Origin of the sequence: Kitasatospora mediocidica KCTC 9733 (assembly GCF_000744225.1) — a bacterium.
Lineage (GTDB): Bacteria > Actinomycetota > Actinomycetes > Streptomycetales > Streptomycetaceae > Kitasatospora > Kitasatospora mediocidica.
In genome coordinates this window covers 820,304-836,415 of sequence record NZ_JQLN01000004.1, presented here as the reverse complement: position 1 = coordinate 836,415, position 16,112 = coordinate 820,304, and the positions used below count along the sequence as shown (strand labels likewise).

Here is a 16,112-nt window from a genome sequence, read left to right as displayed (position 1 = left end):
TCACACCGCCGTCAACCCACCCCGCCCCACGATGTCCCTCGGCTCCCCACCGAGTCCTGCCCTCTCCCGTTCCGCCTCCGGCGCCGTCTCCCGCGCCGCTTCCTCCTCGGTCAGCGCCCGGACCACCCCGTGCCCGTCCGGCAGCCACAGGCGCGCCGTACGACCGCGCGCCGCCGCCCCGCGCCCCTGCACCACGACCTCCGCCTGCCGCCCGGCCAGCAGCCCGTGACCGGCCCCGAGGCCGACCCACCGGCTGCTCCGGACGCCCAGCCGCAGTCCGGCCCCGGGCCACTCCCCGGCCACCAGCAGGACGCAGCCGCTGCGCCGCAGCACCGCCCCCAGCCGGGCCGCGGACCGCGCGGCGACCGGCCCGGACGGGCGGAGCAGCACCACCTCCACCGCCCCGGCCAGCGCCGACACCACCTCGGGCCAGTGCGCCCCGGGGGCGTCCACCAGCAGCAACCGCCGCGGGTCGATCCCGTAGCCCGAGGCCGCGAGCAGCCCGAGTTCCGGCAGCCCGACCGCCGCACACCACCCGTCCGCGGCCCCGACCCCCGCCGCGAGCGCGAGCAGCAGCCCGGCATCCTCCGCCACCGACACCACCGTCCCGCGCCGCACCCCGCCCTCGGGCAGTACCCCCGCCAGCGCACCCGCCACCCCCGGAGTCGCGCCGTCCCCGGACGGCGCCGACACCGGCACCGCCTGCTGGACGAGTACGGGAGTGGCCACCCCTCCAGCATCGAACATCTGTTCGCAAAGATTCAAGTCGAATCCGCCCTGGTGACGCTGCGTGCCGGTGAGCGTCGATCTCGGTTCGCCCGCGATTGAGGACGGAATCTGACCTAGATGCCCCCTAGCGTGGTCCTTGCCGACGGAGCGGTCCGACGGAGCAGGACGCAATGAGGGAGCGGATGACCATGACTGACCACGCGCTGACGACCACCGACCAGCCGATCGAGTCCCCGGCCGTCGAGGGCGAGCGCGCCGACCTGTTGGCGATGCTGACCAAGCACCGGCACTTCCTGCGCTTCACCACCCGCGACCTCACCGACGAGCAGGCCGGCCTGCGGACCACCGCCAGCGAGTTGTGCCTGGGTGGTCTGGTCAAGCACGTCACCTCGGTCGAGCGGGGCTGGGCGGACTTCATCGTGCAGGGCCCGTCGGCGATGGGCGACTTCTCGACCATGACCGAGGCCGACTTCGCCCGGCGGGCCGACGAGTTCCGGATGCTGCCCGGTGAGACCCTCGCCGGTGTGCTGGAGCAGTACGCCGAGGTGGCCCGTCGCACCGACGAACTGGTCGTCGCCCTGCCGGATCTGAGTGCCACTCAGCCGCTGCCCAAGGCGCCGTGGTTCGAGCCGGGCGCGCGCTGGTCGGCGCGTCGGGTGCTGATGCACGTCATCGCCGAGACCGCTCAGCACGCCGGCCACGCCGACATCCTGCGCGAGAGCCTGGACGGCGCCAAGAGCATGGGGTAGCCGACCTGGTGACGGGGACCGGACCCCCGGTCCCCGTCACCGATCACCGGGTCGCTCGGCTAAGCTCCTGGGGGCGCGGAGGGGGTGGCGAGTCTCCGAATGCAGCGATTGATGCCAGAATGACCGTATGACGATCAAGGTTTACTTCGACATCACCATCGACGACGCGCCGGCCGGGCGGATCAGCTTCGATCTGTTCGACGACGTGGTCCCCACCACCGCGGAGAACTTCCGCGCGCTGGCCACCGGCGAGAAGGGCTTCGGCTACGCCGGGTCCAGCTTCCACCGGGTCATCCCCGAGTTCATGCTCCAGGGTGGCGACTTCACCCGCGGCGACGGCACCGGCGGCAAGAGCATCTACGGCGAGAAGTTCGCCGACGAGAACTTCACCCTCAAGCACGACCGTCCGTACCTCCTGTCGATGGCCAACGCCGGCCGCAACACCAACGGCTCGCAGTTCTTCATCACCACGGTGGTGACGCCGTGGCTGGACGGCAAGCACGTCGTGTTCGGTGAGGTCACCGAGGGCCAGGAGCTGGTCAAGAAGATCGAGGGCCTCGGCTCGCAGAGCGGCAAGACCAAGTCCAAGATCACCATTTCCGGGTCCGGAGTCCTCTGACACTCCACGGGTCCCATCGACCTCGGAGACGGCTCTGCGCGCGTCCGCCGGCGAACCACGCCGACGGGCGCGCGCCGTGCGTTCGGGGTGGTGTCCCGCGACCGCGCGGCCGCAGGGCGTCCGGTCGTTCGGTCGTTCGGTCGTTCGCGCGCCACGGCGGTGCCCGCTGGGCGAGACTGGTTCGGGGCCCATGGCCTAAGCGGACGAGAAGCGGAGCAGAGCATGCTGGATCACCGGGAACTTCGGCGGCGGTTCGCGACACTGACCACGGCCCATCTGGCCGACGCCTGCATGCGTGCCCGGGTTCCGGTGCGCTGTGCGCCCGCGCCGCTGGGCGCCGTCGTGCCCGGCAGCCGGCTGGCCGGGCGGGTGGCGCCGGTGCGGCACGTCGGGAGTGTCGACATCTTCCTGGAGGCCTTCGAGGAGGCCGAGCCCGGGGACGTGCTGGTGGTCGACAACGCGGGACGGCTCGACGAGAGTTGCGTCGGCGATCTCGCGGCCCTGGAGGCGCAGTGCGCCGGGCTGGACGGGATCGTGATCTGGGGGCTGCACCGCGACACGGCCGACATCCGGGCGATCGGACTGCCGGTCTTCAGCCTGGGGACGATGCCGACCGGTCCGCAGCGCCTCGACGCCCGTCCGGCGAACGCCCTGGAGTCCGCCAGGGTGGGGGAGTGGACGGTGGGCCGTGCGGACGTGGTGCTGGGCGACGACGACGGCGTGCTCTTCGTGCCGGCCGACCGCCTGGCGGACGTCCTCACCCAGGCCGAGACGATCCGGGACACCGAGCGCCGCCAGGCCGACCTGATCCGGTCGGGCGTCTCGCTGCGCAGCCAGGTGCAGTTCGACGGCTACCTCGCCCAACGCCGCCGGACGCCCTCGTTCACCTTCCGCGATCATCTGCGGGCCGTCGGCGGGGCGATCGAGGAGTGACACGCGGGGCGTGGCGGGGGCTGCGTCCGTCGGAGCGGGGTTCTCGGTAGCGCGGGTGGTCGTCGCCCGGGAGCGCCGGGGGACGGCAGATCACCCACACGCAGCCGTGCGTGAGCCTCGCGGGCCGGCCCTCCGGCCGGCCCGGCGCGTGCTCAGGACTGCGTCGCGTCGTCGGCCATCGCGGCCGCGAGGCGCAGGTGGGGGCGGGCCTCGTCGGGGCGGCTCTGGCGCTGCAGGGTGCGGCCGAGCATCAGGCGGGCGTAGCTCTCGGCCGGGTCCTGCTCCAGGATCCGGTGCAACTCGGCCTCGGCGCGCCAGAGTTGGGCGGAGTGGTAGTAGCTGCGCGCGAGCAGCAGCCGGACTGACAGGTTGCGGGGCTCCTGGTCGACCAGATCGCGCAGGATGCGGGCGGCGTCCGTATAGGCCCGGGAGTCGAAGAAGAGCTGGGCCCGGGCGTACTCCGCGGCGGGGTCGAGGGGACTGGTGGGGGTGAAGGTTCGCACCGTGGTCATGCCTGCTCCAACATTAGGTGAATCTTCAACTATTCCCGCCTGCCTATAAGGGTGCTGACTTCTGTACCTACTAGTATGTACAGTGTGCTCATGGCTACTCCGGAACGGCTCATCGAGAGCACCCAGGAGCTCCTGTGGGAGCGCGGTTACGTCGGCACCAGCCCCAAGGCGATCCAGCAGCGCGCGGGGGTGGGCCAGGGCAGCATGTACCACCACTTCGACGGCAAGCCCGATCTCGCCTGCGCCGCGCTGCGCCGGAGCGCGGAGCAGTTGCTGAGCCTGGCGGAGGAGCAGTTCTCCGCCCCCGGCACCGCCTACGAGCGGATCGCCGGCTACCTGCTGCGCCAGCGCGAGGTGCTGCGCGGCTGCCGGATCGGGCGGATGGCGCAGGACCCCGAGGTGATCGCGGATCCGGTGCTGCGGGCTCCGGTCCAGGAGACCTTCGACCGGCTGAGCGTCCGGATCGCCGAGGTGATCGAGGAGGGCCGCCGGCGCGGTGAGCTCCGGCCGGGGGCCGCGGCCCAGGAGCTGGCCGCCACGGTGGTGGCCGTCGTCCAGGGCGGCTACGTGATGGCCCGGGCCGCGGACTCCGAGGAGCCGTTCCACCGCGCGGTCCGCGGCGCGCTCGCGCTGCTGGGCACCCAGATCAGCCCGCAGTAGCCCGCAGTAGCCCGCAGCAGCCGCGACAGCTTCGACGGCCGCGACAGTCCGGAACAGGAGACGTCAGTGCAGGCGATGCAGTACGAGATCACCCTCCCGGCCGACTACGACATGCGGATCATCCGCCGCCGGGTCGCCGACCGGGGCCATCTGCTCGACGGATTCCCCGGGTTGGGGTTGAAGGCCTACCTGATCCGCGAGCGCGGGACGGCCGGTTCGCCGGTCAACCAGTACGCGCCCTTCTACCTCTGGAACTCCACGGAGGGGATGAACAGCTTCCTCTGGGGGCCGGGATTCCAGGGGATCAACGACGACTTCGGCCGCCCGGTCGTGCGGCACTGGCTGGGCCTGGCGTTCCAGGACGGCCCCGCCCGCGCCGTCGTCCCGCGCAGCGCCACCCGGAGCGTCGAGCCGGTCCCGCCGGGCCGCGCGCCGGCCGAAGCCGTGGCCCGGGCGCTGGAGCGGCTGCCGGACCGGGCCGAGGTGCACTCCACCGCGCTGGCCGTCGACACCGCACGGTGGGAGCTGACGACCTTCACACTCTGGGACGGTCCGGAAGCCGCCGCCGCGCTCGCGCCGGACGGTGCCGAGCGCTACGAGGTCCTGCACCTCAGCGCCCCGGAGCGGGAGAAGCTGCCGCAGGGTCGGCACTGGTGACGCCTCGGCCGGCGAATCGACAGATCGATATCGGACCGACCTCTCGGAGGGAACCATGACCACGCTCAGCAGCGCCACCCTGGATCGCGAGGCCGGTTACCGGCTGCTCGACCTCCTCCAGGACCAGCAGACCCAGGACGCGGCGCTCCCCGGCCTGGAGGCGATCGCGCCGGGGTTCGCGGACTGGATCGTCACCAGCCTCTTCGGCGGCACCTACCAGCGCGAGGGACTCACCCTCCGCGACCGCCAACTCGTCAACCTCGGCGTCCTCGCCACGCTCGGCGGGGTGGATCCGCAGCTCACCGGGCACATCCGCAGCAGCCTGCGGGTCGGCCTGACGGAGCAGCAGATCGTCGAGGTGTTCGTCCACCTCGCGCCGTACATCGGCACGCCGAAGACGCTGGCCGCGCTCCGGGTCGCGGCCGCCACCTTCGCGGGGCCGAACACGGGGCTGAACACGGAGGCGGACGCGTGAGCCGCGCCGTCCGCGCCGTCCGTACGGTCCTCGGCGACCTCGACCCGGCGGAGCTCGGTGTCTGCGACGCGCACGACCACCTCTTCCTGCGCAGCCCGCTGCTGCCCGGCCAGGAGCTGGACGATCCGCAGGCCGCCGCCGCCGAGCTGGCCGCCTTCCGCGTGGCCGGCGGGCAGGCCGTCGTCCAGTGGACCCCGTACGGGATGGGGCGGCACGCCGCCGAGCTGGCCGAGCTCTCCCGCCGCTCGGGAGTCCACCTGGTCGCCGCCACCGGCCTGCACCAGGCGGCGCACTACGAGCGGCCGCTGACGGCCGACCGCTACCGGGAGCTGGCCGCGCTCTTCGTGGCGGAGCTGACGGAGGGCATCCACGGGAACGGCCCCCGGGCCGGGATGATCAAGGTGGCCGGCGGCTACCACGGCCTGGACGAGCACGCCCGCCGGGTGATGACGGCCGCGGCCGAGGCGCACCACGCGACCGGCGCGCCGATCGGCGTCCACCACGAACTGGGCACCGGCGCGCTCGACGTCCTGGAACTGCTCTGCGGGCGGCTCGGGGTGCCGCCGCAGTGCGTCGTGCTGGGGCATCTCAACCGGTTCCCGGACCTGCGGGTGCACCGCGAGGCCGCCGAGGCGGGGGCCTACCTGGCGTTCGACGGGCCGTCCCGGGCCAACCACGCCACCGACTGGCGACTGCTGGACGGGATCGCCGCGCTGGTCGAGGCGGGTCACGGCGACCGCCTGCTGCTGGGCGGGGACACCACGACGGCGGCCGCGCGCTCGGCGACCGGGGGCGGTCCGGGCATGCCGTACCTGCTCACGGGGCTGCGGCCGAGGCTCGTCCGCGAGCTGGGCGAGGAGCAGACGGACCTGATCCTGCGGGCCAACCCGGCCCGTGCCTTCGCCGTGGAGTGGCGAAGCCCGGCGCTGTGAGCCCCGGCGCGGTGAGCCCGGGCACCGTGACCCCGGGCACCGTGAGCCCGGGGCTCACATGTGGGTGCCGCCGTCGATCCTGATCTCGGTGCCGGTGATGAACGCGCCGTCGTCGCTGGCCAGCATCGCGATCACCCCGGCCACCGTGTCGGGGCCGGCGAAGCCCTGCCCGAGCGCCGGGGCCAGCTTGGCGAGGAGGCTGAAGTCGGCGTCGGCGGGCAGGCCGGGGTTGTTGGTCATCCCGCTGTCGATGCTGCCCGGGGCGACGCAGACCGCGCGCAGGCCCTGCCGGGAGTACTCCTGGGCGATCGCGTGGGTGAAGGACTGGATGCCGCCCTTGGTCGCGGCGTAGGCGGCCATGTACGGGTGGGCGAAGCTCGCCGAGGTGGAGCTGAAGTTGACGACCACGCCCCGGCCGGTGGCCAGCAGCGCGGGCAGCGCCTCGCGGGTCATCAGGAAGGTGCCGGTCAGGTTGACCTTCAGCAGGGTGTTCCAGAAGTCCAGGCTCGTCTCGTGGGTGTGCGAGGAGCGCAGGATGCCGGCCGCGTTGACCAGCGCGTCCAGGCCGCCGAGGCCGGCCACCGCGGCCGCCACGCCGGTGCGGACCGCGTTCTCGTCCGAGATGTCTAGCAGGGCGGTGGTCAGCCGGTCGGCGGTGCCGTCCGCGGCGGCCCGCTCGGCGGTGGCCAGCAGGCCCGCCTCGTTGACGTCCACCGTGACGACCCGCCCGCCCTCGGCGAGGATCCGGTGGACGGTGGCCTGCCCGATGCCCGAGCCGCCGCCGGTGACGAGGACTCGACGGCCGGTGAAGCGCTGCATGGTGATGCTCCGTTCTGGAGGTTTCTGGAGGTGCTGGGTGCGCGGCCCGTGGTGGGGGCCGCTCTGTCACCGTACGCCCGAATGGCATAACGTGCCACTATGGCGTGCCGTGCCACATGGGCCCAGCGCGTCGCCGTGGCAGCACCGGGCGTAGCGTGGGAGTCATGAGCGAACTCCCCTCCCCGTCCGCGCGCCCCTCCCCGTCCGCGCGCCCCTCGCTGAGCGAGCGCCGCCGCGCCGAGACCCAGCTGGAGATCGCCATGGCAGCCGCCGAGCTCTTCGCCGAGCGCGGCGCGGAGGCCACCACGGCCGAGGACATCGCCCGCAGCGCGGGCGTCGCGCTGCGCACCTTCTACCGCTACTTCCGCGCCAAGGAGGAGGCCGTCGCCCCGCTGCTCGCGGCCGGCGGCCGCCGCTGGGTGGCGCTGATCGAGCGGAGCCCGGCCGGTCCGCCGCTGCCGCAGGTGCTGGAGCGCGCCGCCGTCGAGGCGCTGACCCCGGACGGCGAGGAGATGGCGCGGGCCCTGCTGGTCACCCGCCGCCTGCTGACCGATCCGGGGCTGCGGATCGTCTGGCAGGCCGTCCACCAGGACTCCGAGGACGAGCTCGTCCCGGCGCTGGCCGCGCGCTGTGGTCCGGCCGCCGATCCGCTGGAGGTCCGGCTGGCCGCGGCCGCTGCCACCGCCGCGATCCGGGTGGCGCTGGAGAGTTGGGCGGCGACCGATGCCGGTACCACCGGACCGGGTTCGCCCGGAGAGCTGGCGGCGCGCTGCGTAAGGGAGTTGACAGCGGGACTGCGGCTCTGGGGCGAGGTCCCGCACTCCTGATCGCGCGCTGAACTCCTGATCGCGCGCTGACCCGTTAGGGTGGCCCATCGGGGTACGGGCCGGTAACACACGCGGGAGCAGGGCGTTCATGGGTCTGACGAGCCACACGGTGGTGGCGCTGGCGGTCCTGTCGGCCCTGCTGGCGACGGCCGGCACGGTGTGGCTCTGGCCGCGGCTGGCCCGGCGGCACTGGCGGGCGGTGCTCGGCCGGATCGGCGCGCTGCTCCTCACTCAGCTGGCGACCCTGCTCGTGCTCGGCCTGCTGGCCAACAACTACTTCACCTTCTACGGCAGTTGGGACGAACTGCTGGGCAGTGGCGACACCTCCCCGGTCACCGTGCAGGCCAAGCAGTCGAGCGACGTCGACCCGCGGACCGGCCGGACGCCGGGCAAGCCGATCCCGGTGCAGCCGCTCGGCAAGGAGGACGTCCAGGGGCGCGGCGCGGTCGGCCGGGCGCCGGCCGAGTCCGGGGAGATCGACGCGGTCCGGATCGCCGGGGCCGAGTCCGGCCTGACCACCGACGGCTACGTCTACCTGCCGCCGCAGTACTTCCAACCCGCTTACGCCAACCGGAAGTTCCCCGTCGCCGTCGTGATGACCGGTTTCCCCGGCGACGCGAAGAACCTGGTGAACCGGCTCAACTACCCGGGTACCGCGCTCGGTCTGACCCTGAACGGCACGATGCGGCCCACCGTGCTGGTGCTGATGCGCCCCTCCCCGGCGATGCCGCGCGACACCGAGTGCGAGGACGTCCCCGGCGGTGCGGCCGCCGACACCTACTTCTCGCAGGACGTCCCCAAGGTCATCGCGGCCTCCTACCGGGTCCTGCCCGGCGGCCCCGGCTGGGGCGTGATGGGCGACTCGACCGGCGGCTACTGCGCGCTCAAGCTGGCGATGCGGCACCCGGGCGTGTTCCCGACCGCCGTCTCGCTCTCCGGCTACTACCGGGCCGCCGAGGACGACACCACCGGCGACCTCTTCGCGGGCAGCCCGCAGCTGCGTGACCAGGCCGACCTGGTCTGGCGGCTGCGGAACCTGCCCGCGCCCGCCGTCTCCGTCCTGGTGGCGGGCACCGACCAGGGAGACGGCGACTACCGGCAGCGGACGGACGCGTTCGTCGCCGCGGTCCAGCAGCCGATGCAGGTCTCGTCCACCGACCTCGCGGCGGGCGGGCACAACCTCCAGACCTGGAACCGGCTGATGCCGCCCGCGCTGGAGTGGCTCTCCCAGCACCTGGCGCCGCCGTCCTGACGCGGCGTCACCCCCGCCGGACAGGGAGCCTAGGCCACCCGCTCCAGCGTGCCGGCGTGCAGCTCGCCGACCCGGCCGCCCTCGCCCTCGTACGTCCAGAACACCCGGACGGTCAGCGCCGCCAGGTCCATCACATGGCTGACCGTGATGCCGCTCTTCTCCGTCCAGCTGACGAAGTAGACCTCCGGCGCGACCCGCGCCACGTGCAGGGTGACGTCCTCCCACTGGCCGGCCGACTCGCCCAGGCCCTCCCAGCGCAGCCGGGTGCCGTCGGCCGAGTAGGCGTTGCGGAAGGCCGCGCCGTTGTCGACCTGGAAGAGGTACGTCCGTCCGGCGAAGCCCGGCAGGGGGGCGGTCTCGGTCATGCGGTCGGAGTCCTCTTTTCCAGGGCCGGGGATGGGAGGCGATCGCCCCCCGAGGCGTGCGTGCCCAAGCTATCGGACCGGGCCGACAGAGGGATAATGGTCGGGCGACACGCCCGTACGCCGCCTGCCGGTCGTCCGGCCAGCCGTTGGCCCACCGGTCCGCGCGGCGCCGGGGCGTCGGGAGGTCGATCATGCGCAAGGTTGTCGACTGCCGTGAATACCCGAGCGAGAGCAACTGCTCACTGGCCATCACCGGTGAGGAGGAGGAGGTCGTGCGGGCCGCCGCCGAGCACGCCGTCTCGGTGCACGGGCACACGGACTCCCCCGAGCTGCGGCAGCAGATGAGGTCCATCCTGAAGGACGAACTGGTCCTGCAGCACACCTGAAACACCGGCGGGCCGGGTGCCCCGCGCCGTACGGGATTCTCCGTATGGCGCGGGGCACCGGCCGTTTGCTGCACTGGAGGGAGGCAGGAGAAGGAGGCGGTGGGGATGGCCATGGGCGAGAACACCGTGAACAGCGTGGACCAGGACAAGGTGATGGAGTTCCTGATGCGCGTGGTGACGGACGGCGGCGCGGCTGCCGCCGGACTGTGCACCTCGCTCGGCGACCGGCTGGGCCTGTACACCGCGATGGCCGGCGCGGGGTCGATGACCTCCGCGCAACTCGCGGAGCGGACCGGTCTGCACGAGCGCTACGTACGTGAATGGCTGGCGGCCCAGGTGGCCGGCGAGTACGTGACGTACGACGCCGACGCGGACGGCTACCTGCTGCCGGACGAGCACGCCGCCGTGCTGGCCGACCCGACCGCGCCGACCTACGCGGCCGGCTTCTTCACCATGATGCAGGCGCTGTACGGCACCGAGGACGTGCTGATGGAGGCCTTCCGCACCGGCCGCGGGGTCGGCTGGGAGGAGCACAGCAGCGCGCTCTTCGCCGGCACGGCGAAGTTCTTCCGGCCCGGCTACACCGGCGCGCTGGTCCCGGAGTGGATTCCCGCGATGAACGGCACCGACGCCAAGCTGCGCGCGGGCGCGGAGGTCGCCGACATCGGCTGCGGCTACGGCTGGTCGACGCTGCTGATGGCCGAGGCCTACCCGGCCTCCAAGTTCCACGGCTTCGACTTCCACCGTCCCTCGGTCGAGGCGGCCCGCCGCAACGCCGAGGAACGCGGCATGGCCGACCGGGTCAGCTTCGAGGTGGCCACCGCGCAGGACTTCCCCGGCCACGACTACGACCTGATCACCTTCTTCGACTGCCTGCACGACATGGGCGACCCGGGCAGCGCCCTGCAGCACGCCCGCGCGGCGCTCGCCGACGACGGCAGCTGCATGATCGTGGAGCCCAACGCCTCGGCGGACGTCCGGGAGAACGCCAACCCGATCGGCCGCGCGGTGGTCTCCGCGTCGGTCGCCGTCTGCCTGCCCTCGGCGCTGGCCCAGCACGGGCCGCACGCGATGGGCAACCACGCCGGCGAGGACGCGATGCGCATGATCGCCGACGACGCGGGACTGCACCACTGGAAGCTGGCCGCCGAGACCCCGGTGAACCGGGTGTACGCCGCCAGCAGGTAGAGCCGGAATGTCGGGCCGGCTTGACCGGCCTCCCCGGGCGGAGCACGCTTTTGAGGTGACTCCGTCCGGGGAGGCCGGTCTGCGGCGGATCTTCGCCGTGATCGACCTGCTTCTCGACGCCGTCGACGAGGAGACGCTCCTCCCGGCGCTGTTCCCGGCGCTGCTCCGGGCCGTCCCGGGGGACAGCCTCACCTGGTCGGTCCGTACCCCCGCCGGACGGCACCCGATCACCGCGCCGGCCGGGCTCTTCGGCCCCGAGGCGCTGGCCGGCTTCTTCCGCCACGCGCCCGCCGACTCGCTCTTCCGGCACACCGACACCGGCAGCGGCCGGCCGATGCGCCGCTCCGACCTCCAGTCGCGCACCGAGTACCACCGGCTGGGCACCTACGCCGAGGCGCTGCGTGGGGCGGGCGCCGAGTACCAGTTGGCCACCGCCTTCCCGGCGGGCTGGGCGCGCAGCGGGCGGCGCACCGTCTGCCTGGTGGTGAACCGCACCGGCAGCGACTTCGCGGATACCGACGTCGAGGCCGCCACGCTGCTGCGGGCCCGGCTGAGCCACGGCCTGGACCGCCTCGCCCCGCCCGTACGGCTGCCGGCCGACCTCACGGCGCGCGAGACCGCGGTCCTGGACCTGCTCGCGCACGGGCTGACCGACCGTCAGATCGGGCGCCGGCTGGACATCTGCGAGCGCACCGTGGACAAGCACCTGGAACACGTCTACGCCAAGCTGCGGGTGCACAGCCGGCTGGCGGCCGCGACCCTGTGGCGGACGGCGAGCACCAGGCTTTAGGTCGTGTGACCTTTCCGACAGCGCCTTGTCCGCACGCGAACCGTCTGCCTACGCTGCAAGTCGTCCGCCTCTGGCGGGCCCTGCCGCCGGGACGCCGAGTCCTGCCCACCCGCCGGCGGGCACCACGGCACCGCATGGGCAGGAGCGGGGGAACCAGGTCAGTCGCCGCGACCCCGCCCGCGCATGCAACCGGGCGCGGGGCCGCGGCTCGGGGTGAAGCCGCCGTCCCACCGGCGGCAGGGTCGACCTCAGACCCCAACCCGACAGCTCACCTCGCAGGCGTCGCAGAGGAACCCCATGAACTTTTCTGGTACCCCCGCACGCCTGGGCGCGATAGCCGGAGTGGTCGGCCTGCTGACCGTGCCCGTGGTCTCCCAGGCCCAGGCCTCCGCGCCGCGCGTCACCCAGGACCGGTTGACCCCGACCTCGGCCGTCGCCGGGGCCTCGACCACCGCCACCCTGACCCTGCACTCCTCCTCCTGCTTCACCGTCCGCACGGTGGGCGTGGGGGTGCGTGACGCCGCCGGTAACAACCTCGACTTCCCCGGCTCGCGCTCCAACGCGCAGATCTGCCCCGGCGGCCTCACCCTGACCACCGGCGCGCGCACGCTGCCGGCCGGGACGTACAACGAGTTCGGCTTCTACCAGGACACCGCCGGCGCCTGGCACAACCTGACCACGCAGACCCTCACCGTCGGCGCGGCCGCCAAGCCCACCCCGACGCCCACCCCGGCGCCGACCCCGGCGCCGACCCCGACCCCGGCGCCCACCCCGGCCCCCGTGGTCCCGGCCTCGCCCGTCGCGGGCAAGAACCTGACCTGGTCGGACGAGTTCAGCACCCCGCTCGCCCAGGACTCGCACTGGCAGTCCTCGACCAGCACCGCCTACAAGTACGGCACCCACAACCCGGACGACAACAAGCTCGACTGGCTCGACCCGTCCGACGTGCAGACCGCGAACGGCGTGGCGACCTTCACCGCGCAGCCCAGCAGCCACACCCTGGAGAACGGCAAGCAGGCCTGGACCACCGGGCTGCTCACCACCGAGGGCACCGCCGAGGGCTTCAAGGTCAAGACCGGCGACTACGCCGAGGCCCGGGTCCAGCTGCCCGGCGGCTCCGGTGCCTGGCCGGCGCTGTGGACCTGGCAGAACGGTGGCAACGAGGTCGACTCCTTCGAGTACCACCCGGACAACCCGAACCTGCTGGAGCTGACCAACCACGTCAACCCCGGCCAGGACTACTGGACCAACGCCTCGGCGGTGGCCCCCGGCCAGTGGGTGACCATCGGTACGTACTACGGCGCCAACTCGGTGGACTGGTACGTGAACGGGACCAAGGTCTTCTCCGACAACACCGGTGTGGGCGCCAACTGGTCGGCGTACCTGATCCTCAACCTGTCGGTCGGCGCGGGGCAGTACCACCCGGGCCCGCAGGGCACCGCCCCGATCAGCTTCGCGGCGGACTACGTGCGGGTCTACCGCTAGAAACCCCTACGCCGACGCCCCGGACCACCGCAGTGGTCCGGGGCGTCGGCGTATATCCGGTATCCGGCCTCAGGGCGCCAGGACGTGTCCCAGCCGTTCGGCGATCTGGCGCATCACCGGGACCAGTGAGGCGCTGCCGGCCTGCTCCTCCAGCGCGCGGATGCGGGCCTCGGGGCCGGAGACCGACAGGGCGGTGGGGGTCGGCGCACCCGGGACGGCCACCGCGATGCAGCGCACGCCGATCTCCTGCTCCTGGTCGTCCACCACGTAGCCGGCCTCGCGGGCCTGGGCCAGCTGGGCGAAGAGCGCGGTCGGGTCGGTGACGGTGAAGGCGGTGTGGGCGGGCAGCGGCTGGGTACCGAGCACGGCCCGGGCCTCGTCCTCGGGGAGCTGGGCGAGCAGCGCCTTGCCGACGCCGGTGCAGTGCGGCTGCACCCGGCGGCCGACCTCGGTGAACATCCGCATCGAGCGCCGGGACTGGACCTGCCCGACGTAGACGACGTCGCCGCCCTCCAGCACCGCCAGGTTGGCGGTCTCGCCGGTGGCCTCCATCAGCTCGGCCAGGTACGGGCGGGCCCAGCTGCCGAGCAGCCGGCCGGCCGTCTCGCCGAGCCGGATCAGCCGCGGACCGAGGGTGTAGCGACGCGCGGTGTCCTGGCGGACATAACCCTGCTGCGCGAGGGTACGAACCAGCCGGTGGATGGTGGGCATCGGCAGGCCCGAGGTGGTCGACAGTTCGCTGAGGGTGGCGATGCCGCCGGAGTCGGCGAGCGCTTCCAGGAGCAGGAAGGCGCGCTCGACGGACTGCACGCTTCCCGCACTGCGGTCGGAGCCTGTCGATGCTGCGACGGGGGTGGTGGCCACCGGCGTTCCCTTTGCTCTCGGGGGAGGAGTAGGCTCCCAGCGATCTACCTCAACAAACCGTTGAAATTCTGTATCGCGGAAACTAGTCTCCACCTTACAGAATCGAACTCGGCAGTAGGCGGGTTCAGATCGAGGAAGTTCCCACCGGAGCTTTCCTTACACACGCTCAACCGTCCAAGGAGTGTCCTGCCCATGGCTACAGACAATGGACCTGTCGGCGTCTCACCCGCCGTTCCGGTCGTCACTGTCGCCGGTCCGCGCGTCCCGCGTGCGGAGGAGGTGCTCACTCCGGAGGCGGTCGCCTTCGTCGTGGGCCTGCACCGTACCTTCGAAGGCCGCCGGCAGGAACTCCTGACCCGACGAAAGTCCCGCCGGGCCGAGATCGCCCGGGCGGGGACCCTCGACTTCCTCCCCGAGACGGCCGCCGTGCGCGCCGGGGACTGGAAGGTCGCCCCCGCGCCGCGCGCCCTGCAGGACCGCCGGGTCGAGATCACCGGCCCGACCGACCGCAAGATGCTCATCAACGCGCTCAACTCCGGCGCCAAGATCTGGCTGGCCGACTTCGAGGACGCCACCTCGCCGACCTGGCAGGCCGTGGTCTCCGGCCAGATCAACCTGATCGACGCCTACGAGGGCCGGATCGACTTCACCTCGGAGCAGGGCAAGACCTACACCCTCAAGCCCGCCGCCGAACTGGCCACCGTGGTGGTCCGCCCGCGCGGCTGGCACCTGGACGAGAACCACCTGCTGGTGGACGGCGTGCCGGTGGCCGGCGCGTTCTTCGACTTCGGCCTCTACTTCTTCCACAACGCGAAGCGGCTGATCGCCAAGGGCGCCGAGGACCCCAACTCCGGGCCGTACTTCTACCTCCCGAAGACCGAGAGTCACCTGGAGGCGCGCCTCTGGAACGACGTCTTCACCTACGCCCAGCAGCAGCTCGGCATCGAGCACGGCACCATCCGCGCGACCGTGCTGATCGAGACGATCACCGCCGCCTTCGAGATGGACGAGATCCTCTACGAGCTGCGCGAGCACGCCGCGGGCCTCAACGCCGGCCGCTGGGACTACCTCTTCTCGATCGTCAAGAACTTCCGCGACGCCGGCGACCACTACATCCTGCCGGACCGCAACAGCGTGGGCATGACCTCGCCCTTCATGGCCGCCTACGCCCGCCTGCTGGTGCAGACCTGCCACAAGCGCGGTGCGCACGCGATCGGCGGCATGGCCGCCTTCATTCCCTCGCGCAAGGACTCCGAGGTCAACGCCGCCGCCCTGGAGAAGGTCAAGGCGGACAAGGACCGCGAGGCCGCGGGTGGCTTCGACGGCTCCTGGGTGGCCCACCCGGACCTGGTCCCGGTGGCCCGCGCCTCGTTCGACGCGGTGCTCGGCGACCGGCCCAACCAGAAGGACAACCCGGGCTCCGCCGAGGTGGTGACGGGCAGTCAGCTGCTCGACATCGCCGGCTCCGGCGGCAGCTGCACCGAGGCCGGTCTGCAGAACGCGGTCGCGGTCGGCCTGCGCTACAGCGAGGCCTGGCTGCGCGGCCTGGGCGCCGTCGGCATCTTCAACATGATGGAGGACGCCGCCACCGCCGAGATCTCGCGCTCGCAGATCTGGCAGTGGATCCACAACGGCGTGGTGCTCGCCGACACCGGCGAGAAGGCCACCACCGAGCTGGTCCGCCGCCTGGTCTCCGAGGAACTGGTCTCGCTCCGCGCGGAGTTGGGCGATGAGGCGTACGCGGCCGGCCGATGGGCCGAGGCGCGCGAACTCTTCGAGCAGGTCTCGCTCTCCGAGGACTTCGTCGACTTCCTGACGTTGCCAGGCTACGCACTGCTCGGCTGAGCCGCTTACTGCCGTTTCGTACGGT

19 protein-coding genes and 1 riboswitch are annotated in these 16,112 nt (G+C 72.5%); of the genes, 14 read left to right on the top strand and 5 right to left on the bottom strand.

Annotation, left to right across the window (positions count from 1 at the left end):
* A complete protein-coding gene (locus BS80_RS11360; RefSeq protein ID WP_051966474.1) occupies positions 1-729 on the bottom strand; it encodes a hypothetical protein in 729 nt (242 codons plus the stop codon).
* 188 nt (positions 730-917) lie between these two features.
* Here BS80_RS11360 and BS80_RS11355 point away from each other — a divergent pair, with 188 nt between their 5' ends.
* From BS80_RS11355 to BS80_RS11345, 3 genes are all read left to right on the top strand, one after another.
* Positions 918-1,478: a DinB family protein gene (locus BS80_RS11355; RefSeq protein WP_035797292.1), complete on the top strand. Its 561-nt coding sequence runs from the start codon at positions 918-920 to the stop codon at positions 1,476-1,478.
* A gap of 127 nt (positions 1,479-1,605) precedes the next feature.
* Positions 1,606-2,097 carry a peptidylprolyl isomerase gene (locus BS80_RS11350; RefSeq protein ID WP_035796105.1) on the top strand — a complete coding sequence of 164 codons (492 nt, stop codon included), beginning with the start codon at positions 1,606-1,608 and terminating at the stop codon, positions 2,095-2,097.
* A gap of 222 nt (positions 2,098-2,319) precedes the next feature.
* Positions 2,320-3,030 carry an RraA family protein gene (locus BS80_RS11345; RefSeq protein WP_198045489.1) on the top strand — a complete coding sequence of 237 codons (711 nt, stop codon included), beginning with the start codon at positions 2,320-2,322 and terminating at the stop codon, positions 3,028-3,030.
* A gap of 152 nt (positions 3,031-3,182) precedes the next feature.
* Here BS80_RS11345 and BS80_RS11340 read toward each other — a convergent pair whose 3' ends face one another.
* Entirely contained in the window at positions 3,183-3,542 is a 360-nt protein-coding gene (locus BS80_RS11340; RefSeq protein ID WP_051966473.1) for a tetratricopeptide repeat protein, read from the bottom strand.
* A gap of 75 nt (positions 3,543-3,617) precedes the next feature.
* Here BS80_RS11340 and BS80_RS11335 point away from each other — a divergent pair, with 75 nt between their 5' ends.
* The 4 genes from BS80_RS11335 to BS80_RS11320 all read left to right on the top strand — a co-directional run bounded on the left by BS80_RS11335 (position 3,618) and on the right by BS80_RS11320 (position 6,266).
* Complete coding sequence (locus tag BS80_RS11335) at positions 3,618-4,202, top strand: TetR/AcrR family transcriptional regulator (RefSeq protein WP_035796104.1); 585 nt, start codon at positions 3,618-3,620, stop codon at positions 4,200-4,202.
* 66 nt (positions 4,203-4,268) lie between these two features.
* Positions 4,269-4,859 (top strand): DUF4865 family protein, encoded by a 591-nt coding sequence (locus tag BS80_RS11330; protein WP_035796101.1) that lies wholly within the window; start codon positions 4,269-4,271, stop codon positions 4,857-4,859.
* Between the two features lie 55 nt (positions 4,860-4,914).
* Positions 4,915-5,334 (top strand): carboxymuconolactone decarboxylase family protein, encoded by a 420-nt coding sequence (locus tag BS80_RS11325; RefSeq protein ID WP_051966472.1) that lies wholly within the window; start codon positions 4,915-4,917, stop codon positions 5,332-5,334.
* Positions 5,331-6,266, top strand: coding sequence for a phosphotriesterase family protein (locus tag BS80_RS11320; protein WP_035796098.1), 936 nt, complete (start codon positions 5,331-5,333; stop codon positions 6,264-6,266). The genes BS80_RS11325 and BS80_RS11320 overlap by 4 nt, the downstream gene beginning before the upstream one ends.
* A gap of 54 nt (positions 6,267-6,320) precedes the next feature.
* Here BS80_RS11320 and BS80_RS11315 read toward each other — a convergent pair whose 3' ends face one another.
* Positions 6,321-7,085: an SDR family NAD(P)-dependent oxidoreductase gene (locus BS80_RS11315; protein ID WP_035796095.1), complete on the bottom strand. Its 765-nt coding sequence runs from the start codon at positions 7,083-7,085 to the stop codon at positions 6,321-6,323.
* A 164-nt stretch (positions 7,086-7,249) separates the two neighbouring features.
* Between BS80_RS11315 and BS80_RS11310 the strand changes: the two genes are divergently transcribed.
* Both BS80_RS11310 and BS80_RS11305 read left to right on the top strand, forming a co-directional pair.
* Positions 7,250-7,912 carry a TetR family transcriptional regulator gene (locus BS80_RS11310; protein ID WP_035796092.1) on the top strand — a complete coding sequence of 221 codons (663 nt, stop codon included), beginning with the start codon at positions 7,250-7,252 and terminating at the stop codon, positions 7,910-7,912.
* A gap of 88 nt (positions 7,913-8,000) precedes the next feature.
* On the top strand, positions 8,001-9,164 hold the full coding sequence (locus BS80_RS11305; protein WP_035796090.1) for an alpha/beta hydrolase: 1,164 nt from the start codon (positions 8,001-8,003) through the stop codon (positions 9,162-9,164).
* Positions 9,165-9,193: 29 nt separating this feature from the next.
* On the opposite strand, the gene BS80_RS37630 is transcribed toward BS80_RS11305, so the two are convergent.
* Entirely contained in the window at positions 9,194-9,529 is a 336-nt protein-coding gene (locus BS80_RS37630; RefSeq protein ID WP_051966471.1) for a MoaF-related domain-containing protein, read from the bottom strand.
* 191 nt (positions 9,530-9,720) lie between these two features.
* Between BS80_RS37630 and BS80_RS11295 the strand changes: the two genes are divergently transcribed.
* The 4 genes from BS80_RS11295 (at position 9,721) to BS80_RS40630 (ending at position 13,378) form a co-directional block, all read left to right on the top strand.
* Positions 9,721-9,915 carry a DUF1059 domain-containing protein gene (locus tag BS80_RS11295; protein ID WP_035796088.1) on the top strand — a complete coding sequence of 65 codons (195 nt, stop codon included), beginning with the start codon at positions 9,721-9,723 and terminating at the stop codon, positions 9,913-9,915.
* A 105-nt stretch (positions 9,916-10,020) separates the two neighbouring features.
* On the top strand, positions 10,021-11,103 hold the full coding sequence (locus tag BS80_RS11290) for a class I SAM-dependent methyltransferase (protein ID WP_035796086.1): 1,083 nt from the start codon (positions 10,021-10,023) through the stop codon (positions 11,101-11,103).
* A 55-nt stretch (positions 11,104-11,158) separates the two neighbouring features.
* Positions 11,159-11,893, top strand: a complete 735-nt coding sequence (locus BS80_RS11285; protein ID WP_035796084.1) for a helix-turn-helix transcriptional regulator — start codon at positions 11,159-11,161, stop codon at positions 11,891-11,893.
* 174 nt (positions 11,894-12,067) lie between these two features.
* Positions 12,068-12,186: riboswitch (cyclic di-AMP (ydaO/yuaA leader) on the top strand.
* A gap of 4 nt (positions 12,187-12,190) precedes the next feature.
* Positions 12,191-13,378 carry a glycoside hydrolase family 16 protein gene (locus tag BS80_RS40630; RefSeq protein ID WP_157536154.1) on the top strand — a complete coding sequence of 396 codons (1,188 nt, stop codon included), beginning with the start codon at positions 12,191-12,193 and terminating at the stop codon, positions 13,376-13,378.
* Positions 13,379-13,447: 69 nt separating this feature from the next.
* On the opposite strand, the gene BS80_RS11275 is transcribed toward BS80_RS40630, so the two are convergent.
* A complete protein-coding gene (locus BS80_RS11275) occupies positions 13,448-14,242 on the bottom strand; it encodes an IclR family transcriptional regulator (RefSeq protein WP_035796080.1) in 795 nt (264 codons plus the stop codon).
* Between the two features lie 192 nt (positions 14,243-14,434).
* Between BS80_RS11275 and aceB the strand changes: the two genes are divergently transcribed.
* Positions 14,435-16,087 carry a malate synthase A gene (gene aceB, locus BS80_RS11270; protein WP_035796078.1) on the top strand — a complete coding sequence of 551 codons (1,653 nt, stop codon included), beginning with the start codon at positions 14,435-14,437 and terminating at the stop codon, positions 16,085-16,087.
* Positions 16,088-16,112 lie beyond the last annotated feature (25 nt).